22 protein-coding genes are annotated in these 21,908 nt (G+C 42.6%); 8 read left to right on the forward strand and 14 right to left on the reverse strand.

Annotation, left to right across the window (positions count from 1 at the left end; translation table 11 throughout):
• Positions 1-337: 337 nt before the first annotated feature.
• Positions 338-475 (reverse strand): hypothetical protein, encoded by a 138-nt coding sequence (locus ACR63N_RS10400; RefSeq protein ID WP_367103978.1) that lies wholly within the window; start codon positions 473-475, stop codon positions 338-340.
• A gap of 107 nt (positions 476-582) precedes the next feature.
• Here ACR63N_RS10400 and ACR63N_RS10405 point away from each other — a divergent pair, with 107 nt between their 5' ends.
• The 3 genes from ACR63N_RS10405 (at position 583) to ACR63N_RS10415 (ending at position 2,726) form a co-directional block, all read left to right on the forward strand.
• On the forward strand, positions 583-1,704 hold the full coding sequence (locus ACR63N_RS10405) for a Fic family protein (RefSeq protein WP_367106863.1): 1,122 nt from the start codon (positions 583-585) through the stop codon (positions 1,702-1,704).
• 278 nt (positions 1,705-1,982) lie between these two features.
• Positions 1,983-2,228 carry a hypothetical protein gene (locus ACR63N_RS10410; protein ID WP_367106862.1) on the forward strand — a complete coding sequence of 82 codons (246 nt, stop codon included), beginning with the start codon at positions 1,983-1,985 and terminating at the stop codon, positions 2,226-2,228.
• Positions 2,229-2,237: 9 nt separating this feature from the next.
• Positions 2,238-2,726: a DUF7832 domain-containing protein gene (locus tag ACR63N_RS10415; RefSeq protein ID WP_367106861.1), complete on the forward strand. Its 489-nt coding sequence runs from the start codon at positions 2,238-2,240 to the stop codon at positions 2,724-2,726.
• A 220-nt stretch (positions 2,727-2,946) separates the two neighbouring features.
• Here ACR63N_RS10415 and ACR63N_RS10420 read toward each other — a convergent pair whose 3' ends face one another.
• Entirely contained in the window at positions 2,947-3,180 is a 234-nt protein-coding gene (locus ACR63N_RS10420) for a hypothetical protein (RefSeq protein ID WP_367106860.1), read from the reverse strand.
• A gap of 320 nt (positions 3,181-3,500) precedes the next feature.
• On the opposite strand from ACR63N_RS10420, the gene ACR63N_RS10425 reads away from it, so the two are divergent.
• Both ACR63N_RS10425 and ACR63N_RS10430 read left to right on the forward strand, forming a co-directional pair.
• Positions 3,501-4,760, forward strand: coding sequence for a DUF637 domain-containing protein (locus ACR63N_RS10425; RefSeq protein WP_367106859.1), 1,260 nt, complete (start codon positions 3,501-3,503; stop codon positions 4,758-4,760).
• 24 nt (positions 4,761-4,784) lie between these two features.
• Positions 4,785-5,195, forward strand: coding sequence for a hypothetical protein (locus ACR63N_RS10430; protein WP_367103971.1), 411 nt, complete (start codon positions 4,785-4,787; stop codon positions 5,193-5,195).
• Between the two features lie 130 nt (positions 5,196-5,325).
• Here ACR63N_RS10430 and ACR63N_RS10435 read toward each other — a convergent pair whose 3' ends face one another.
• Entirely contained in the window at positions 5,326-5,856 is a 531-nt protein-coding gene (locus ACR63N_RS10435; RefSeq protein ID WP_367103970.1) for a hypothetical protein, read from the reverse strand.
• Positions 5,857-6,135: 279 nt separating this feature from the next.
• Positions 6,136-7,527, reverse strand: a complete 1,392-nt coding sequence (locus tag ACR63N_RS10440; protein ID WP_367103969.1) for an FAD-dependent oxidoreductase — start codon at positions 7,525-7,527, stop codon at positions 6,136-6,138.
• A gap of 522 nt (positions 7,528-8,049) precedes the next feature.
• Here ACR63N_RS10440 and ACR63N_RS10445 point away from each other — a divergent pair.
• The gene (locus ACR63N_RS10445) at positions 8,050-9,864 is read left to right on the forward strand and encodes an NAD(P)/FAD-dependent oxidoreductase (RefSeq protein ID WP_472781989.1); all 1,815 of its coding nucleotides are present in this window, start codon (positions 8,050-8,052) and stop codon (positions 9,862-9,864) included.
• 147 nt (positions 9,865-10,011) lie between these two features.
• Here the strand turns inward: ACR63N_RS10445 and ACR63N_RS10450 are convergent, their stop codons facing one another.
• From ACR63N_RS10450 to ACR63N_RS10495, 10 genes are all read right to left on the reverse strand, one after another.
• Positions 10,012-10,803: a putative hydro-lyase gene (locus ACR63N_RS10450; protein ID WP_367103967.1), complete on the reverse strand. Its 792-nt coding sequence runs from the start codon at positions 10,801-10,803 to the stop codon at positions 10,012-10,014.
• Between the two features lie 55 nt (positions 10,804-10,858).
• The gene (locus tag ACR63N_RS10455) at positions 10,859-13,264 is read right to left on the reverse strand and encodes a copper-transporting P-type ATPase (protein ID WP_367103966.1); all 2,406 of its coding nucleotides are present in this window, start codon (positions 13,262-13,264) and stop codon (positions 10,859-10,861) included.
• A 114-nt stretch (positions 13,265-13,378) separates the two neighbouring features.
• Positions 13,379-13,555 (reverse strand): hypothetical protein, encoded by a 177-nt coding sequence (locus tag ACR63N_RS10460; protein WP_367106853.1) that lies wholly within the window; start codon positions 13,553-13,555, stop codon positions 13,379-13,381.
• Between the two features lie 127 nt (positions 13,556-13,682).
• Positions 13,683-14,159, reverse strand: a complete 477-nt coding sequence (locus tag ACR63N_RS10465) for a DUF305 domain-containing protein (RefSeq protein ID WP_472781990.1) — start codon at positions 14,157-14,159, stop codon at positions 13,683-13,685.
• A 97-nt stretch (positions 14,160-14,256) separates the two neighbouring features.
• Positions 14,257-15,339 (reverse strand): copper resistance protein B, encoded by a 1,083-nt coding sequence (locus ACR63N_RS10470; RefSeq protein WP_472781991.1) that lies wholly within the window; start codon positions 15,337-15,339, stop codon positions 14,257-14,259.
• A gap of 25 nt (positions 15,340-15,364) precedes the next feature.
• The gene (locus ACR63N_RS10475) at positions 15,365-17,068 is read right to left on the reverse strand and encodes a copper resistance system multicopper oxidase (RefSeq protein ID WP_472781992.1); all 1,704 of its coding nucleotides are present in this window, start codon (positions 17,066-17,068) and stop codon (positions 15,365-15,367) included.
• 71 nt (positions 17,069-17,139) lie between these two features.
• Positions 17,140-17,781 carry a DUF411 domain-containing protein gene (locus ACR63N_RS10480; protein WP_367106849.1) on the reverse strand — a complete coding sequence of 214 codons (642 nt, stop codon included), beginning with the start codon at positions 17,779-17,781 and terminating at the stop codon, positions 17,140-17,142.
• Positions 17,782-17,817: 36 nt separating this feature from the next.
• Positions 17,818-18,417 carry a c-type cytochrome gene (locus ACR63N_RS10485; RefSeq protein ID WP_367106848.1) on the reverse strand — a complete coding sequence of 200 codons (600 nt, stop codon included), beginning with the start codon at positions 18,415-18,417 and terminating at the stop codon, positions 17,818-17,820.
• Positions 18,418-18,546: 129 nt separating this feature from the next.
• Complete coding sequence (locus ACR63N_RS10490) at positions 18,547-18,834, reverse strand: hypothetical protein (RefSeq protein WP_367103959.1); 288 nt, start codon at positions 18,832-18,834, stop codon at positions 18,547-18,549.
• 205 nt (positions 18,835-19,039) lie between these two features.
• Positions 19,040-19,375: a hypothetical protein gene (locus tag ACR63N_RS10495; protein WP_367106847.1), complete on the reverse strand. Its 336-nt coding sequence runs from the start codon at positions 19,373-19,375 to the stop codon at positions 19,040-19,042.
• Positions 19,376-19,688: 313 nt separating this feature from the next.
• Here ACR63N_RS10495 and ACR63N_RS10500 point away from each other — a divergent pair, with 313 nt between their 5' ends.
• Together ACR63N_RS10500 and ACR63N_RS10505 are read left to right on the forward strand one after the other, a co-directional pair.
• A complete protein-coding gene (locus tag ACR63N_RS10500) occupies positions 19,689-20,450 on the forward strand; it encodes a heavy metal response regulator transcription factor (protein ID WP_367106846.1) in 762 nt (253 codons plus the stop codon).
• 1 nt (position 20,451) lies between these two features.
• Positions 20,452-21,900 carry an ATP-binding protein gene (locus ACR63N_RS10505; RefSeq protein WP_367106845.1) on the forward strand — a complete coding sequence of 483 codons (1,449 nt, stop codon included), beginning with the start codon at positions 20,452-20,454 and terminating at the stop codon, positions 21,898-21,900.
• Positions 21,901-21,908 lie beyond the last annotated feature (8 nt).

The raw sequence follows: 21,908 nt of genomic DNA on the forward strand, positions 1-21,908 counted from the left end.
TATCTAGTTATTTAAGATAGCCAAAGGATTCAAAATCCGTTGCCTTTAAAAGCGTGTCGGTTCGAGTCCGACCACCGGTACCACTATATAAAAATAGTATTAAAATACCGCTAGCCATTGGGTTAGCGGTATTTTTTTGGGTGGGTTTTGGGGTTTGATAGAGCCTATAATTTATTTGCGCTGCTCTTTAAGCTGGGGCTTTAGCACGTAGGTTGGGTGAAGCTTGCGACATCCAACAGATAACCCTTAAAAATTCATTCAATTACCCCAATTCACAGGTAACGAACTATCTGCCACAAATCGATAAAATGATGAATAGCGCCAATCCTGAACCCGTTCAACATAGCCATGCTTCACAGGGTTCCTGATTTTCAACAACAGCGATATAGTCAATATGAACCCGATAATCCGCTTCACTACGAATACAATGATCCCAAAACCGACGTTGCCAAATGCCGCGCTCGCCTTTTGACACAGGCTTTCCTGTCGCCTTGCACACATTAAATGCGTTGAATAGACCACTTAATCCATGCATAATATGCGGAGAATAATAGCATTAATCAGCGCATATTTGAGACGACAATGAAACATACTACCTATATTCATGAAAGATCAGACTGGACTGAGTGGCAATGGTCAGATAAAGCGCTATTGCCTCTCGTCAGTCGTGTACGCATATTACAAGGACGCCTACTCGGTAAACTCTCAACCTTAGGCTTTGAGTTAAACGTCGAAGCCCAGCTTGATGCTGTGACCTTGGAAGTCGTTAAAACATCCGAGATAGAAGGGGAAGACTTAAATATCGAACAAGTACGCTCTTCTGTGGCTCAGCACTTAGGGGTAGATAATAGCGCTATGCCTGCAGCTACTCGCGAGATTGACGCGGTAGTGACCATGATGCTTGAGTCAACCTATCATTTTGATAAGCCATTATTATTAGATGATTTATTGAGATGGCATCGGGCCCTATTCCCAGCGGGCTACAGTGGCCTTTATCGTATTAAAGCGGGCATGCTGCGTGATGATAGCCAAGGGCCTATGCAAGTTATCTCTGGTGGCTATGGCCGTGAGCAAGTACATTTTGTCGCGCCAAGTGCAGATAGATTAGAGCGAGAGCTTGAGCAGTTTTTACTATGGTTTAACACGCCAAAAGGTGAATTAAGTCATTTGGATTTGGTGATAAAAGCAGGAATCGCTCATTTGTGGTTTGTCACACTGCATCCTTTTGATGATGGCAATGGAAGATTGACCCGCGCTATCACCGAGCGAGTGCTGGCGCAAAGTGATGACAGTGCCCAGCGCTTCTATAGTATGTCGGCGCAGATTCTCAAACAGCGCAATGATTATTATAAGATATTGGAACGTACGCAAAAAAGTGATAGTGACATCACAGGTTGGCTGGTCTGGTTTTTGCAAACGCTAGAGCAAGCACTGCTATCAGCGCTAGAGACGACAGATAAAATAGTCGGCAAAGCAAAATTTTGGCAGAGACATCGTGAGCAGGCTTTGAACGCGCGTCAAGTAAAGATGCTCAATATTTTATTGACTAACTTTTATGGCAAACTGACCACTAAAAAATGGGCAACGATGATGAAATGCTCAGCCGATACCGCCCTACGCGATATCAATGACTTGATAGAAAAAAGGATGCTGCAAAAGTCTGCAGCGGCAGGTCGTAGTACGAGTTATGAGTTGGTTTTATAGTTAACGTTATATGCCGTTTTAAAAGCTTATCGTAAAACGTCAATTTGCTCAATTAATAAAGCGCTTGATCTATCAGCAAGGTTGATGGTGAAGAAATAACTTGCCCCTTGATGGCTCTTTTGTCATTGGGCCTTCGGTATTGCATTTTATGTCGCAAGTTATGATTGATGGTTTATATTACTTTATGACGTTGGGTGTCGCAGGCTTCACCCAACCTACGGGCTGATAATGGTGTTCGAAGGGTTCAAAGAAGGACAGATCCTAGAAGAGTTATAGATATGACCGCTAAAGCTTCAAGAGGTTTACAAGCGTCTAATCAAGTGATAAAAGACTATTATCTAAATAAAAATGGTGCAACTATTCAAAGTACGGGTCAAAAAATTAAACCAGGTTCTCAAAAAATGCATTGGTCTGTTTGGAAGTTTACAAACAGAACCGATAAGTCTGGGACTAAAATCGGAGCTGTTATTCCCATAGAATCTCCAAAACTAAACACGAAATTAGTATCTAATTACTTATTTTAGGATACGTTTATGAGCAAAATTATAGAATTTGATGACTTTGAAATTAATTCAGATATTTCTGGAATTGAACTAGAGTACTATGCGATTTTCTTCTTTTACATGATTGAATGGGCTTATTCAAGGAAACTTCTTTCAGAAGAATTAGAAAACGAAGAGTCGTTCATTAATAATATAAAACGTGTAAGAGCCAAAGAGATAGATTGTTTTGACTTTTTGTCCAAACAGCTGGACTTCAAGCTTTGTACTAGCTTCTTTAAAAATGATATTATTATTGACTTTGTTAAACTTTACATTAGCGTTAGTTATTATGATCATCTTACTAAACACATGTGGCGGGGTAGTGAGTTGTGGATTCAAAGAGAGCTTATAACGAACACTTATAAACCTGAGGAAAGTAAAGCGTTAATGAAAGAGATGGATAGCGAGTTTAAGTTAATTTTAGAGATTAATTACCCTGATAAAGTTAACGACTACTTCCCAATAAAGTATAAGAGATAGTTTTTAGCACGTAGGTACCATGAAAAAAAGCAAGATTAAAGGCTAAATTTTTATCTAAATTAGCATCAAAAGATTGCTGGTTTTTAGAACCGCCTGAGCGATGGATAATATCTTTCGCATTAAAGTTTAAAACAGTCAAAAATAATTTGTCTAAAAATTCAACTTCAAGACAAAAGTAACTCTGGTCATGTACCAGAGTTATTTTTATGAACTCCACCAATCAACTATTATTAATAATAACCGGATAAGAAATCGTCCTCGGCGCAGGCGGTGGCGTAGTGCGCACCACCTCCGTCACGGGCTGTCCCGTTGCTTTATCCTTAATCCAAATATCAGCATAACTGTCTTTACTTAGCCACGCCGTACCGATATCAGTGACGAAGTCTAGCTGATAGTTTTTACTCGCCTCAGCGTTAAAGGTAAGTTTCGTCGGCTTGGTATAGTGCCCTGCCATACGATAAGTGACCGTTACCGTATGCTCGCCTTGCCTACTCCCTGCCTAAATTCAATCAAACGCCGACTATTTCTGCACCTGGTGGAGTCACGATAAAAGTTCCAGTCAATGTCACTGTCGATATCAACAATAAAGCCAAAGCTAGTATCCAAAAGAGTCCCGAAGAGCTTGGTAAAATTGCACTTGAGCTATCCAAGCAGCCCGGATATGAGTATCTAGCTGATTTAGATAAGAGTAATGATATCAACTGGGTACAAGTCAACCTCATTCAAGAAGAGTGGGATTATACACAAGAAGGGTTGACTCCGGGGGCAGCGGCATTGATCGCTATTGCTATCGCTGTCGCAGCAGGTCCAGCAGGTTCAGGTCTCACCGCATCTATGGTAGCTACTAATGCTGCTGGTATTGCTTTACAGACGCAAGCTGCTATTACCTTGATTAATAACAAGGGCGATATCAGTAAAACGTTAAAAGATATGGCGAGTAGCGATACTGTTCGTAATATGGCAACTGCAGCGTTGACGGCAGGCGTAGGCGCACAGTTAGGTTTAGGTAGCGCCGCTACAGATACTTTTGGACAGAAGCTAGCAAATGGCGTAGGTACTGGAGTAACTCAAGCCGTTGTTGATGCTACCATTAATGGTATGAGCTTTGAAGAGGCTCTAAAAAATAGTTTGCGTAGCTCACTGGTAGATGTGTTTGCAGCCCAAACCTTTAGTAGTTTGGTAAAAGGTTTTGACTCCAACGATTTTGCTGATAATTTAGCACATAAATTAGTAGCTGCTGGGGTAGGGTGTGTATCAGCGAGTGCGAAAAGCCAAAGCTGCGATGCTGGTGCGATCGGTGCTGCTGTAGGCGAGATGATTGGTGATTATTTAGTTGATAATCCATTTGATTTAACTGATGATGAAATAGTAAAAATTACGGATATAGCAAAATTATCTGCTGGTACTGTAGCATTATTGACCAATGTTGATGTTAATGTAGCAGCCAATACAGCTGGGACAGCTGTAAAAAATAATTCAGTTTTCAAACTCGTAAGTTCTGGTGGAAAAATACTAGTCAAAACTCTTGATAAACTTGATGATTTACGAAAAGCTGGCAAAAAGATCACTGCTGATGATATAAAAACCTCTTTTAGAGAGCAAGGTGCTGATGAACTATTGGGCATTGCGGATGATTTGTTAACTGTATTTAATAGTTCCAGCTCTCCTACGAGTAGATTATTAGCAGGCTTTGATTTAGTTGTAGGTACTGACTTGAAGAAAAGTTCAGGAAATTCGGCTAACCTATTAAAAGATGATTTACAACGACTCAATATTGCTTATGCGAATAGAAATAAACCAAGTAATGCTATGATCAAGAATATTGCTACTAATTCTAATAGGAGAACTGAAGTAATGTTCACTGGTAGTGGTATTAGGAAAGTAGATGTTCTAGTAGAAAAATTCGGTGGTAGAGCTAGTGATTGGACAAAAAAGAAGGGTTGGGACAGTAACGGTAAGGAATACCATTGGTATCAACTAAAGAACGGCCCTACTGTTGGATGGAAAAGAGCAGGAGAGAACGATCCATTTTAAAACTAATAACTATTAGGAAAGTATATGAAAGTTAAACTGAAAAATATTGACGAATGCGATGAGTTTTATAAGAAAATTATTGAGGGTACCGCACTCAGTCATAAGAAAATCTATGAGATAATAGAAATTCATAGAGAGTACTATCGTATTGAGAATGATAATAAGGAGCCTATTTTGTATGATAAACGCATTTTCGAGATTTTAGACCCCAGCATTCCTAAAGATTGCATATATCAATTCTACTTTGAAGATAGTGACGAAACTCATGAGGACGAAGAAGGTTTTATATGGAGAAACTTTGAAGAAGAATATAACATAACTCCAAAATGCTTCGCTCAAAGAGCTTTCTTCGACTTTTATTTTGATAAACATGAAGAACAAGTCGCTATTTATAACGATTATATTCGAGAAAGAAATATGTCAAATAATGAGTAAGTTATTCAATAACGAATAGTTTGTAAAGGACTTATAGTGATACCTTAATAAATATTCTATATACGCCTGAAGCAGCTTTAGCTATATGCTAAAGCTGCTTCTAAAATCGACAAAAAATTTTCTTATTTAGTTATCTATTATTAATAATAATAGGATAAGAAATAGTCCTCGGCGCAGGCGGTGGCGTCGTCCGCACCACCTCCGTCACGGGCTGCCCCGTTGCTTTATCCTTAATCCAAATATCAGCATAACTGTCTTTACTCAGCCACGCCGTACCGATATCAGTGACGAAATCTAGCTGATAGTTTTTACTCGCCTCAGCGTTAAAGGTAAGCTTCGTCGGCTTGGTATAGTGCCCTGCCATACGATAAGTGACCGTTACCGTATGATCACCTGTCGTGAGCGGATAGACATTATCCCAAGTATCACTGTAAACCTCTTTTCTCTCTTTGGGCACGCGCTTGCCATCGATATCGATAATATAAGCAATACGATCACCGACCAGAGCAGTATGGCGCGGTTCCATTTTACCCATGATCGTTGCCGTCGCACCCGATACAGGCGGTTGATAAACCAGCTCTGGGGGCAACTCTTTGACATTCTTCATGCTCATACAAGCGGTCAATAACGGCAGCGTCAACGCTAGCACATATAACTTCATATTTTATCCTCAATACAATCAATCATTTACGATGGTAATTTTTAATTAATTTAAGGCATCACCTGACAAATATTTAGCTTTTAGAGTATCGCTATTTATTCTTTAATTAGGCCTATTTTCAAGTATTAATGATAAGCATTTATTGTGCCACTACCCTATTTTTGATTGATTCTAATTTGACAGTTATAGCGTGTTTGAGCGTTCAGTTATGGTCATAGCAATACATAGATCGAGTACATCTTGCGACAGCCAACAAATAGCGATCAAACCCTACACAATTTATTTATCTTCCAGACCCGCTGGTGCCAAACCAGCCAGCCAACGATCCAATACATTGGCATCACGTCCTGACATCTCAGCCTGCTCCTTACGGATAACTGCACGGCGCACCAAACGCCCCCCTAAATAGCGAAACGGCTCAGGAGGAAAAGGTTTATAAGCTCTATCAACCAGACTGCACTGACTCCACTCATTATCACGCTCTAAAGCTATACTGGCTAGAATACGTCCGCCAAGACGGCTTGGGCCTACCCCATTACCGCTCCAGCCTATACCATAAAAAATGTTATTGTGCGCAGACAAGGAACCAAAAACTGGCAGACTATCAAAGGTGCGGTCAATAGGCCCTGACCAACTTTGCTCTACAATCTCTTTATCCATGGTGCTATAAATCTTAAAAAAATCATCGCGGGTCATATCGATACTCTCTGTATCCTCACTAAAGACCTCATTAATGATTGAGCCGTAACTCATGGCACCCGTACCCTTACCAAAGGCAATGCGGCCGTCATGAGTTTTGCGATAATAATTTACTAACAACTGCGAATCCGTGATGCACTCTCCTCCTTGCCACGCTTGTTGCTCATTTAGCTTTTTGGTAACCACAATGGAGCTATTCACTGCGGCGATTGTACGCGCCAAGGCAGGAATGGATGTAGACCAAGCATTGGTTGCTAACACAACCTTTTGCGCGGCTATCACTCCTCCTTTTGTCTGCACTTGCACGGGATTACCCGATACGATATTAGTTACCCCTGACTTCTCGTAAATACTGACGCCCTTCTCTAGGGCCACGCGGCGCATTCCTTGCACTAAAGCAAAGGGTTGTACGGTGGCATTCGATGCTTCTAGAACCCCAGCAAGATGACTGCTAGAGCCGGTACGGCGCTGCAAGTCCTCGACAGAAAGACGTTCAAATGGCGCTGCCCCTAAACGCTCGCAAACTTTTAGGGTACTGTCCCAAGCGTTGACGTGAGCGGGCGTAGTCGCTGTCCACAACCAGCCCTTTTGTACAAAATGAGCATCGATATTGTGCTGCAAACAAAACTCACCTAACTCACTGATGGCTCGCTCTGAGGCATTTGCTAAGAACAAGGTCTCCTCTGGACTACAAAGAACATTCAATGAGCTAATCTTAGGCCACCAAGACATCACCATGCCGCCATTGCGTCCTGAAGCGCCGCCGCCGCAAATATCTTGCTCGAGCACGACCACCTTACAATCGGGTTCATATTCCTTGATAGTTAAGGCCGTCCATAGCCCCACAAAACCACCGCCGATAATCACTATATCAGCTTGATGCTCACCAGTTAACGCAGGCAATACTCCTACTGGAGCAATGGACTGTTGCCAATAGCTTGGCTTTAAAGGCGGTGTTAGGTTTAATTTCATGATGATCTCGCCTGTTGCTAATAGTTTAAATATCAATAGTTTAGGTGCTAATGATTTAAAGACTATCCTAGATTATTTTGCTTATCTAGGACAGCCTTTAACATAGATTATTTTATAGTGTCGAGTATCGCAAACCCCACTCAGCCTATAGGCTGTACTATAGTCATTCCACTATAAAATAAATACAGTGCTACTGGGATGAATTTTACGCAGCATCGAACAGTGACAAAGTCGCACAGCAAGCAAGGAAAATTTATACCAGTAGCACGCTATAATAGCTGTACTCTATTTATTTAGGATTCACTATACTTTTATTAAAAATATATATGGCAAAGATATTTAGATAATAATAGCTACAAAAACAATGTACTTCTTCTTGTTTATCCTTTAAAAGAATATTATTGTATATCAATAGGTTATGTATTTTGATGCGCCTTAAAAAGTTGCTTTTCAGTAAACGTTTACCGCTGCACCTGAAGTTCAGCGATGACGTAAATTAAGATAACCATGGAGAGGAATCTTATGATGAAACAAAATAAGGACAACAAACTATCCGCAAGCCAGCAAGTCACCGACTGGCTACAAGACTTTGATCACGCCTTGCGTGCACAAGATATAGACAAAGCCGCCGAATGTTTTGAGGCCGAAGGATATTGGCGTGACCTAGTTTCCTTTACTTGGAATATAAAAACGCTAGAGGGGCAAGATGCTATCAAAGAGATGCTGGCGCATACCTTAGAGACTACCCAGCCGCATAACTGGCAGCTTGATGAAGAAGCGGTCGAAACTGATGGGATTATAGAAGCTTGGATAAGCTTTAATACCAAAGTAGCCAAAGGTTATGGACATCTACGCCTGCGTGATGGCAAAGCTTGGACATTACTAACCACCATGACTGAGCTTAAAGACTACCCTGAAAAGCGTAAAAAGCTGCGTCCACAAGGTGCCGAACATGGCATTAACCCTGATCGTTTAACCTGGCTGGAAAAACGCGAACTTGAGAAGGAGAATTTGGGTTATAGCGAGCAGCCTTACTGCTTAATCGTGGGCGGCGGACAAGGCGGTATCGGTCTTGGCGCTCGTTTACGCCAGCTTGAGGTTCCGACCATTATCATTGATAAGCAGCCAAAGCCGGGGGATACATGGCGCAACCGTTATAAGTCGTTGTGCTTGCATGATCCGGTGTGGTACGACCACATGCCCTATATTCCTTTTCCTGAGAACTGGCCGGTATTTACCCCAAAAGATAAGATTGGCGACTGGTTAGAGATGTACACCAAGCTTATGGAACTTAACTATTGGGGCTCGACGGAATGTGTCAGCGCCTCCTTTGACGAGGCGTTGCAGCAGTGGGATGTAGAGGTCGATAGAGACGGTGAACGTTTAGTGCTGCATCCTAAGCAGCTGGTGTTGGCCACTGGCATGTCGGGATTACCAAATACTCCTGAAATCTCTGGTATGGAAGACTTTGCAGGAGAGCAGCATCACTCAAGCCAGCATCTGGGCGGCGAGGCGTATAAAGGCAAAAAATGTGTTGTGCTGGGCGCAAACAACTCAGCGCATGATATCTGCGCTACCCTTTGGGAAAATGGCGCAGACGTCACCATGATCCAGCGCTCTTCAACGCATATTATCAAATCAGATACCTTGATGGATGAGGTGCTCGGCGGTTTATATTCAGAAGAGGCGGTTGAAAATGGCATGACTACCTATAAAGCCGATCTGACTTTCGGCTCTATTCCTTTTAAAATCATGCCGCAATTTCATGAGCCGGTTTATCGTAAAGTGGCAGAGATCGATGCTGATTTTTATCAAAAGCTAACCGATGCAGGCTTTATGCTCGACTTTGGTGAAGATCATACGGGTCTATTTATGAAATATCTGCGTCGAGGTTCTGGTTACTATATTGACGTGGGCGCATCCGAGCTGGTAGCTACAGGTAAAATAAAGCTTAAATCTGGCGTTAGCATTGATCATATTAAACCGCATTCGGTAGTGCTCACCGATGGTACAGAGTTAGAGGCGGATTTGATTGTCTATGCCACGGGGTATGGCTCTATGAATGGCTGGGCGGCAAAAATAATCTCGCAAGAAGTGGCTGACAAAGTTGGTAAGTGCTGGGGTATGGGGTCAGATACCAAGAAAGATCCGGGGCCTTGGGAAGGTGAGTTAAGAAATATGTGGAAACCCACCCAGCAACAGGCATTATGGTTTCACGGTGGCAAATTGCATCAGTCGCGGCACTACTCTCAGTATTTATCACTGCAGCTAAAAGCCAGAATGGAGGGGCTAGAGACCCTTGTTTATGGTTTGCAGGAGGTTCATCATTTAGCATAAAACGCTGTTATTGATTGGCGTTTTTTATAAGTTGCTTTAAAAACAGCAAATCAAAGGCGGTACTGGTTCAATTCAGTACCGCCTTTTTGTGGAAGGTCAGCTATCGCTTAAACTATTACAACAGCTTGTAGCTTAGGCATTTTTCAGCTATAACACCGCCAAGCTTTCATCTTTTGGATCGCAGATAAACATATATCCCGGGGCATGAGTAATCATAAGCTCAGGCTTGCTGGTCATGGCTATGCTTTGAGGGGTGACACCGCATGCCCAAAACACAGGAACCTCACCTTCTTTTATGATTGAAGGCTCTCCAAAATCAGGGGAATTTATATCATTAATACCTATAAGACTAGGATCGCCTATATGAATCGGGGCACCGTGAACTTGAGGAAACCTAGAAGTGGCTTGCACGGCTCTGGTAATCAGCTGATACGGGATCGGTCTCATACTCACCACCATTTTTCCATAAAAATTGCCAGCAGGCTCAGTCTCTATCGTGGTGAGATACATAGGGACGTTATGATTGTCTTCGATATGTCTGATAGGAATTGAGGCATTTAGTAGAGCAGATTCAAAAGAAAAACTACATCCTAGTAAAAAGCCGACCAGATCATCTCTCCAGTAATCCTCTAAGTCTGTTACCTCATCAACCAATTCACCATATTTATATATTCTATATCTTGGTATATCAAACCTTAAGTCCGCCCCTTTTGCCATGAGTTTTGGCTCAGCACTACCGATATCGGTTACATCTAAAACAGGACAGGGCTTAGGGTTTCTTTGGGCAAACAATAAAAAATCATAAGCCAAATCTTTAGGTACTACGACTAAATTTGCTTGCACATGACCTTTACTCATACCAGAGGTAGGCACATCGATCTCATTTTTTCTAATCAATGCTCGGATATCTTTTGGACTCATACTGGCTAAATCTAACATGATTAACGTCTCTTTTTAATTAGATTAACACATAAGTTGTAGTACTAATCAGCAATCACAAATCCAAAGTACGCAATCTCAGCGCATTACCAATCACCGATACTGACGACAAGCTCATAGCTGCCGCTGCTATCATAGGACTAAGCAGCAGTCCAAAGAAGGGATAGAGCACACCTGCGGCAATCGGTACGCCAAGTGCATTGTAGATAAAGGCGAAGAACAGGTTTTGTCTGATATTGCGCATGGTCGAATGACTGAGCTTATGAGCTTTTGCAATACCCATTAGATCACCTTTTAATAGCGTCACCCCTGCACTCTCCATCGCCACATCAGTACCAGTACCCATAGCGATACCGACATCCGCCTGCGCTAATGCGGGCGCATCGTTGATACCGTCGCCTGCCATCGCCACCAATTTACCGCTGTCTTGCATCTCTTTGACGATGCGGTTTTTGTCTTCTGGTGACACATCCGCATGGACGTCATCGATGCCTAATCTATTGGCGACGGCCTGCGCGGTTTTTTCGTTATCGCCGGTCAGCATGACGACTTTTAGTCCTGCGTCATGAAGCAGTGAAATAGCCTCTTTGGTACTTGGTTTAATAGGGTCAGCCACTGAAATAATACCAGCAGCTTTACCGTCTATAGCCACGAACATGACCGTTTCACCATCCTTTCTACGCACGTCGGCTTTAGTAGATAAATCCTGATCGAAGCTGTTTAAGCTCTCCATAAGCTTTGAGTTACCGATAGCTACCTGTTTACCATTGACTACGGCTTGTACGCCCTCACCGGTGGTCGAATTAAAGTCAGTAGCTTTAGGAATAATGAGTGATCTATCTTGCGCGGCTCTCACGATAGCTTCTGCTAAAGGATGCTCACTGGCGCTTTCTACTGCCGCTACTAGCGCTAAAAATTCATCCTCATCTTGACCTGCCAGCGCATCAATAGCAGTCAGCTCAGGCTTACCGGCGGTTAGCGTTCCGGTCTTGTCAACGACAATAGTATCGACCTTTTCCATGGTCTCTAGCGCTTCGGCGTTTTTGATAAGGACGCCATTTTGCGCGCCTTTTCCCGTACCGACCATGATTGACATCGGCGTGGCAAGTCCTAGCGCACAAGGACAAGCGATGATGAGTACCGCGATAGCGTTGACCAGTGCATAAGCCATAGCCGGCTCAGGGCCGAATATCGCCCACACAATAAAGGTTATGATGGAGGTGACAATCACAATGGGCACAAACCAGCCAGCCACCTGATCTACCAAGCGCTGGATAGGCGCACGGCTACGCTGAGCCTCACTAACCATTTGCACGATTTTGGATAATACCGAATCTGCTCCGACATTGACCGCTTCGACCAATAGCGTGCCAGTACCATTCACCGTACCGCCAGTGACTGTATCTCCTGCTACCTTCGATACAGGAATAGGCTCGCCCGTTACCATTGATTCGTCAACATTACTATTACCATCGAGCACAGTACCGTCTACTGGTAACTTCTCCCCTGGTCTAACTCTTAGCTTATCGCCACTGACGACTTCATCAAGTGAGACTTCGACTTCATTACCGTGTTCATCGACACGTCTTGCAGTCGGCGGTGCGAGCTCAAGTAAAGCACGGATTGCGCCCGAGGTCTGGCTTCTGGCTTTCAACTCCAGCACTTGGCCAAGTAGCACCAAGGTTACGATGACAGCTGCCGCTTCATAATACACCCCCACTTGACCAGCGCCATCTCTAAAGCTGTCTGGAAAAATATTAGGAAAAAAGGTCGCGACAATACTAAAAATATAAGCAGCGCCTACACCTAGCGCAATCAAGGTAAACATATTTAGATTGCGGCTTTTTATAGACTGCCAACCGCGCACAAAGAATGGCGCAGCGCCCCAAAGTACAACCGGAGTAGCGAGCACCAATTGTATGATTTGACCAAGTTGTCCAGAGATATCGAGTGGCCCAATCTGATCTAAGTTTATCCCAAACATATCGCTCATGGCGTATAAAAATAGCGGTAAAGTAAGAACGGCACAAACCCAAAATCGACGCGTCATATCATCAAGCTCAGACGTGTCTTCCTCACCGATAGTAACCGTTTCTGGCTCAAGTGCCATGCCACATATCGGACAGCCACTATTCTCAACGTCTCGGACTTCGGGATGCATCGGGCAGACATAGACCGTACCCTCATAATCGTCTGGTACTTTGTCGTATTTACCGCCTTTGATAGATTTTACCTCGCTACTACCCTTTCCATGACAACTGGCGTGACTATCATCATTATTGCTAGAGTCAGCAACCTCGTCTTCAGGTTGAAGAAACATACCGCATATTGGACAATCGCTTTTCTCAACATCTCTAACTTCCGGATGCATTGGGCAAGCATAGACTGTACCGTTATAGTTTTCGGGAACTTTATCGTACTGTCCGCCTTTTATAGATTTGGCATCGTCAACATGTTTCATAAAACCACTCCTTGAAGACCATGAGTAGAGATTTTGAATCAGTTATATCTATCGCTGATAGCCATTGTCTCTACTCTTGCTTTACATGCCTAACAATTTAATTAAGCCTAAGACTCAGTCTGGTTTACGCAGATATTTAATTAGCGACATAATAACTAATATCAGTACCACAAAAATCAGTACTGTAAACAATAAGGAGACAATAGATCCTCCCCAACCCATACCATGCATTGACCCATTCATCATGCCATGCATAGGCGCATTCATCATACCGTGCATCATAATAACCATTACAAGGACTCCATATGTTATTTCCTTAGTATTAGTAATGATATAGCACTGGCATGTGTACGTACACCTTTCAATAGGCTACTTACTTAATAACACCTAATACAAAGTGTTTAAAATTTATGACTGTTTATTCCAACTCATTAATCAGTTGCTGCATCTCACCGATCTCACGCTTTTGTGCTTCGATAATGTCATCAGCAAGCTGTCGTACGCGTGGATCTTCGATATCAGCACGGGTACTGGTCAAAATAGCAATCGAGTGATGCGGTATCATCGCTTGCATCCAATCCACTTGATCGACCGTTTGTTGTGATCTAACGCCCCATAAACCAAAGGCAAATAGCACGACACTAATCCCATAAACCATGAGATTGACCTTGGTCTTTTTATACATATTGGTCATAAAGGCGAGCATGATAATAGCCATCATAGCGCCCATATATAACGCCATATAAGCTCTGGTTTCGCTAAAGTAAATGTGATCCCATTGATAAGTATTAAAATACATCATGATAAACATCACCACTGTCGATGTTAAAATCATCAGGGTGAACTTCACATAGGGGTTCATTTGCTTCTGTTTATTATCCATATGATTATTCATATTCATGTCCTTAATTTAGTAAAAAAGGCACCTAAATGAAGAGGTGCCTTTTTTTAGAGCTAGTGTTATAAACTGTTTTTTGCTTACATGGTTAACACTAGAACCAAAATTTTACACCAGCTGTCACGCTACTAGAATCAACAGCTTCGTCTTCTTGACGTCGCAAATCTCTTGTGTTGCCTAAAGCGGTCTCATAGCTGATACCCACATAAGGCGCGAGCTGTCGACTCAATGTCTCATAAGTCAGCCTAACTTCGGTTTCTAATTCGTTAAATCCCTTAGTAATATTATTATCAGTGTCATCTTTACTAAATGCCGTCAGCTCTACTTCTGGAATGACTACCCAATGCTGATCTAAACGCCACTCGTACTCCGCAGCTAAATCAAGCCGGACTTGCCCATCAGTATATAAATACGCTCTAGCATCAGTTTCGATGAAGTATGGCGCAGTGCCTGTGATACCAGCCATCACGGCAGATTTATCATTTTCGGTATCATAAGCAACACCAGCCTCCCCATTCCAAAAGATACTAAGCGGCTTCCAGTATGATAATGAGGTTAAGCTATCAATTTCTTTTTCATCTTTAGTTTGGATACTACCTTCGCTACGTAGCGATACGCGATGGCTATCTGTACCGTACCACGTATCAAACTCATAATTGATTTGATCCTCGTCAAACTGATAACCCAAATCATCTACTGACACGCCCCATAACGGTAAGCTACCCATCATCAAAGGCTTCCCATGCTCTCCATAAGGAACGCCATTTGAATAATCTGGACTACGAGCATCGGCTGGCGGTTCACCGCCTTGCATCCCAGACATATCCATACTGCCATGATCCATGCCCGACATATCATCTGACATGTCCATGCCACTATGGTCCATACCTGACATGTCACCTGACATATCCATGCCACTATGGTCCATATCCGACATATCGCCTGACATATCCATGCCACTATGGTCCATCTCCGACATATCGCCTGACATATACATGCCACTATGGTCCATACCTGACATATCACCCGACATATCCATGCTGCTATGATCCATATCTGACATATCCATACTGCCATGATCCATGTGCGACATCTCAGCAGCATTTGCTAAAGGTGACATTAATAACATCAAAGATGACATGCCAATAAACGGTAGACCTACTTTATATATTTTCATAATAAGGCTCATATTCGAAGGTTTATTAAACAACGGCAACTTCTCTAAACATCCCAGCTTCCATGTGATAAAGCAGGTGGCAATGCCAAGCCCAGCGTCCAACTTCACCCGTAACATCAAAACTAATTTTTTGAGCAGGTTGTACCGTGATCGTATGCTTACGAACCTGAAAGTCGCCATTAGGCGCACGCATATCGCTCCACATACCATGCAGATGCATGGGATGATTCATCATGGTGTCATTGACTAAGGTAATACGTACGCGCTCGTTGGGCTTAATATTGACCGGTGCGGCATCTTTGAACATAACCCCATCTAATGCCCAAATGTAACGCTCCATATTACCCGTTAGGTGAATCTCAAGCTCTCTAGTCGGTTTTTTCTGCTCGGTCAAAATATGCTCATCAACAGAGCGCAGCTGACTGTATGTCAGAACCTGTCTATCAATATTACGCAGGTTAATACCTGGATCATCAAGGTTCATACGCGGACTATCGACGCGCATATCCGTCTTAAAGTCGTATTCTGTTTTGGCATGACGAGCGTGATAACCTTTATCTCCCATCGCACCCATCATATCGGCCATGGTCAGCCATTCAACTTTATCCATAGCAGGTATTGGCGCACGTGCGCCCTTTTTAGTAGCAAGCGTCGTCGCCACATAATCTGTCCGATCAATATTTTGGGCAAATATCGTATGGGCATCTTTAGTTGGCGTCACGATGACATCATAAGTCTCGGCCACCCCAATACGGAAATCATCGATATCGACAGGACTGACATCAATCCCATCCGTCGCGACGACTTTCATTTTTAGACCAGGGATGCGTACATCAAATATCGTCTGTGCTGAACCATTGATAAAACGTAGTTTGACCGGCTGTCCAGCCTTGACAAGTTGCGTCCAGTTAGCCGCAGTGGTTTTACCATTCATCAGATAGGTAAAAGTCGTTTCACCAGACAGATCCGTAAAATCTGTCGGCATCATCCGCATCTGATTCCACATTTTGCGCTTATCAAAAGCAGCTTCTAAATCCGTTGCGGCAATATCGGACAGCAGTTTTTTGAAATCTGGCAAATGATAATTATCAAAGTCTGCGCGTTGCTTTAATAATTTCAGCAAATTGTGTGGGTCACGGTGCGTCCAATCACTGAGCAAAATGACATGGTCTTCCTCAATAGGATGACGTTCACGTCCTTTCGGCTCAATGACAATCGCCCCGCGCATACCGGTTTGTTCTTGGAATCCAGTATGCGAGTGATACCAGTAAGTGCCCGCTTGTTTTAGGGTAAATTTATACGTAAAGGTGCTATTGGCTGGGATACCATCAAAACTAATGCCGGGCACGCCATCCATCTCGAATGGCACTAGCAGACCATGCCAATGGATAGAGGTCGACTCATTCATTTGGTTATGGACGCGGATCACTACTGTATCGCCTTCGCGCATTTTTAGCGTTGGCGCTGGCAATGAGTCATTGATAAGCGTCGCCATGCTCGTCTTGCCATTAACCGTAATGGGCTTTTTGCTGATATAAAGATCAAACTCTTTGCCTGTCAGTATGGGTACTTTGTGATCGGGTTTATCACTGTTAATGACGACGTTTTTTTGATTTGTCCCCAAGGCACTATTTGCAATAGTCGGTAACGTCGATAGCATAGACGCACCAAGTAGCGTAGATGACCCTGTCAAAAAACGCCTGCGGTTAAGCATGTTTTTATTATTCATAATAATGCCCTAACTTAATCTGCGAGATGGTGGTTAACTTTATTCAAATCAAAACTACATTCAAACCATAACTACAATTGCTGCTGCGGTGACTCAATATCGGCATAAACGCTTGTCGTACCGTCTTTGTTGATTTGCATAATTTGATACGGCATAAATTGGTTTTGATATTCCATACCAGGGCTACCGACTGGCATACCAGGTACGGCAAGACCGATAGCATCGCTAGGTGGGTTTTTTAAGAATTGGGCTATGTGCTTGGCGGGGACATGGCCTTCAAAGACATAACCGTCGGTAGTAACCGCCGTATGACAAGACTGCATTTGCGGCGGTACGCCATAACGCTCTTTGAATACCGACAAGTCTGCAACATCGTGTGCCGTTGCGTTTAGACCATTATCTTCTGCATGGCCTATCCATTCTTTACAACAGCCACAATTGGCATCTTTATAAACAGTGGCGGAGACATTTTTAAGGAGCTCTGATTGGTTTATCAAAGGAGCCGTCACCGCTGTCAGCTCAGCTTGTGGCTGTGCTACCTGAGCCGTTTGTGTCGCAACCGTTGGCTCAGGTTGTACAGGCTGCGAATCAGAAGCGCTTGTATTTGATTGGCTACAAGCCGCTAATAATAGTGAAGATGTCACCATCACTAAAAGAACACGACCAGATAACCGATTGTGTTCATTAGAAAACATATTGGTATCGCGCTTCATAAAGTCACTCCTAAGCGTTGTGTATATATTTAATTATTAATGCTGCATTCCAGATTCATCGCCCGACATATCCATATCCATATTGCCATCAAATGACATATCCAACATATCGTCGTCCAATCTAGTCGTTAGCATGGTGTACTGACTTTCATCTAACTTAGGTAACGATCTAATAAAAGCGACCATGGCCCACATTCTATCGTCATCATGCGTTGCGCCCCATGCTGGCATTCCAGACGCCATGATGCCATGTTTAATCGCCCAAAACCCTTGTCTAGCACCCGCCTGCGTTTGGTAACGCTCAACAACATCAGTATTGGTAAAATTAGGTGGCTTTGGATATAGGCCTTGACTAAGATCAGTCTGCTCTACGCCAGGAGATAAATGGCAGCCTTCGCACATGTCTTTATAATCCGCGCCACCACTGCTAATCATGTCCACCTGCGCTAAATCCGGAACGATGATATCTTTACTCGCGTTTTCTATAGAACGATGACGAGCCGTTTCCAAGAAATTGTAGACCATTGGACTATGCTCTTGATCGGCCCCAACGTTTACGACACCACTAGTAATCACAGCAAAAACACCAGCGATCGCAACAACAATGGCAAAAAGTATCCCCGATAAGAATTTCATGTATTTATCCTAAAATCTATTTTTGTTAATACACCACTATCATTTAGCACGGCTGTTTACTTAATAAAACTGCTTATTCAGCAAAGCTGCCTGGTAGTGATGTATATTTCATAGGACTATATAAAATTCTTAAGATTTACTGTCATTATTTCTATTGTCACTACTGACGCAATGTTTTTGGTACATCTGTTTCATTTTGCCCATATTAGCCATCATTGCTTTCATAGCAGGATCATTCATATCCATCTTGCTATGATCCATCTTTTGCATCATTTGCATATGTTTTTCCATCTTTTTACAGTTCATTTGATCCTTTTCAGCATGCAATTTTGGATCATGAGCCATAGCAGACGTTGAAACAACTAAAGCAACAGCAGTGACGATGATTGATTTAGACATTGATTTGAATGGTGACATAATAATTCCTTATTTGATTTGATTAACAGCTAGCAAAGCTTACGCTGGGTTGAATTTGGCCTTAACGCCTTGAAACTTAAAGAATATATTTAATTTAAAGCTATCAAAGACTAAGACCATCAAATCAGTCTAAATGATAACTTACTCATTCTGACTGACAGATGACACCAAGATGACAATTCTGTCATCTTTGCATCTATAGATTTTAATGTTGTTCATAATCCTCTAGTATTGCCTTAGCATTACTGTCGCGATCTCGACCATACTTGTCTACAAAATACTTTTCAGCTTGCAGATGTTGATCTTGATGCTGAACTTGACAGGCTACTCTTGCATCGACATAGCTTTTCATTTGCGCATCAGATATCTGCGCATCATTGTGATCCGCATTTTTTGCAAATTGAGTAACCGCATCGCAGTTGTTGATAATTGAAGTACTTAGGTTGGTAGTATGGGCATTTGCTGCTGACATTCCGACAAACATCGACAATGACATCGATAGTGACAATAGAGATGCACTTTTTAGACCATAATTTTTCATATAATACTCTCAAAGATAAATAATTGGACATTCAAGTAGAATGTTTGTTAGTGAAGCTATTTATAGAAGTCATCTTTATCTTTTAAAGGCCATCTCTAACCGACAAAGCTTTCTATTTAGCGTTGATTGGGAATACTAAACTGAAACTGACAGCTTAATGACGCAGACATGACATGTTTGTTAGAAATAAATCAAAGTTGTCATACAAGTCTTTATTACAACTAGGCAATCGAACCAATTGATGTATAGACGTGTCTAAAAATGATTCAGTGTTAAGCTACCAATTATCAGAGTGATATTTAAAGGAGTAATAATGAAAGTATTACTAGTAGAAGATGAGGTAAAGCTTGGAGAGTATATAAAAAAGGGCTTAACCGAGGCTGGCTTTATCGTTGACCATCATACAACTGGTCTAGACGGCTATCATGCCTTGATGACAGATGAGTTCAGCGTGGTATTAATGGATGTGATGCTGCCTGATGTCAGTGGCTTTGAGTTGGTACGCAATTACCGCGCCGCTGGCAAGCATACGCCCGTCTTATTTTTGACTGCAAAAGATGATTTGAGTGATAAAATCAAAGGCATTGAAATTGGCGGAGACGATTATCTAACCAAGCCTTTTGCCTTTGCAGAATTAATAGTTAGAATAAAGAGTCTGCTCCGCCGCGCCAATCAAGCAGATTATAAAAGCACTATTATGCACATAGCGGATCTAAAAATGGACATTGCCAAGCGCACTGTACATAGAGGTGATACCGCCATTAAACTCACAGCAAAAGAGTTTTCTCTATTGCAGTTTTTATTAGAACGTCAAGGCGAGGTATTGCCACGCTCCGTCATCGCCTCGCAAGTATGGGATATGAATTTTGATAGTGATACCAATGTCATTGACGTCGCTATAAGACGTCTGCGACTCAAAATCGATGATGAATTTGCTATAAAGCTGATTCATACCGTGCGCGGGATGGGTTATCGATTGGATGCCATAAATACTTCGGATACGAGTACTGATAACGCTACCATCAATGGCAATGTAGTGAATAGCGTTGCCACCAATAGCACTGAAGCCAAATAAGATGAAATATAACTTTGAAAATCGACGCTTACCTCTGCTATGGCGGACGATTTTTTTACTGACGATATTCGTTGTCATCTCTCAAATCGTTATTTATATCTGGGTTCAGCGCTCTGTAAATGGTCACTTTAAGCAAATGGATTCAGAGATTATTACGCATGCCGCGTTTAATTTACGCAGGCGCATAACCCATCTCGATGAAGAAACGGCTTATCCAACTTTACCTTCTTCACCATCTGCAGCAACTTCGCTGAACTCACCCACTTTACCAACATCAGCCTCGATTGGCTCTGATCACCTTCATTCCTCTTGGCTGGACTACGATCTAAAGACGCTCATAGCGGATAAAAACGGACGCTTATTGTCTAGTGCTCCGAGTAGCTTTGCCGATGAGTTGCCCGCAGATTTTAACCTGCCATCTCTATGGCAAGACCATCACGAGCAGCAGTTTGTCGTGGAGATAAATAATAGAAGTTACCGCGCCGTTATCATTCAAGACAATCAAATGCTTGCGCTTATCGCACTGCCTATCGATGTCCATCATCAATATTTATTACAGTTTAACCGCCAGCTTAGTATGATATTGATAGCGATTACCCTGCTATTGGTGTCAGTTGCCGCATTAAGTGTCTACTGGGGTTTTGCACCTTTATCTACTATCGTCCAAAAGATGAAAGGCATTAACCCTGAAAAGCTGGATGAACGAGTCATCGTTAGTGATATGCCGCGCGAGCTGCGACCGCTTGCTGAGTCTTATAACTTAATGATGAGCAAGCTTGAGAGTAACTTTGAATCATTATCGCGCTTCTCGGATAACATCGCGCATGAGCTGCGTACCCCGCTGGCAACTCTTGGCACTCAGACTCAGGTCATGCTTAGCAAGACGAGAAACACCAATGAATATATCGAGCAATTGCATCATCAACATGACACGCTTGAGCAGTTATCTGCGCTGATTAATAACATGCTCTTGCTAGCAAAAACTCAAAAAGGACTTGAAGACTCGCAGCTTAAACTTGTCGATACAGACTTACTTATTACTAAGCTCATAGATTACTTTGAGTTGATAGCGGAAGATCGTGAGATAACTTTTGAAAAAACAGGCAGCTTTGGCACAGTGCTAGGCGATAAAGGCTTGTTGCAAAGACTCTTTGCCAATTTACTGTCAAATGCCATTTATTATGCGGCTAGTGATAGCGTCATTATTATTGAAGCAGCTACAACCTCTACGTTAACAGTCACCATAACTAATAAATTGGCTAAGCCCCTGACTCAAAGCGATGCGGATAAATTATTTGAGCGCTTCCATCGACATGATCAAACCAAGACTATGCACGCAGGATCAGGTTTGGGTTTATCCATTGTGCAAGCTATCGTCAACGCCCATAACGGCAAAGTCAGCATTACTATCAAAGATGATTATTACTTCCAAGTTGAGGTAGTTTTGTAGCGAGCACT

The sequence above is a fragment of the Psychrobacter sp. M4 genome, from assembly GCF_055699795.1.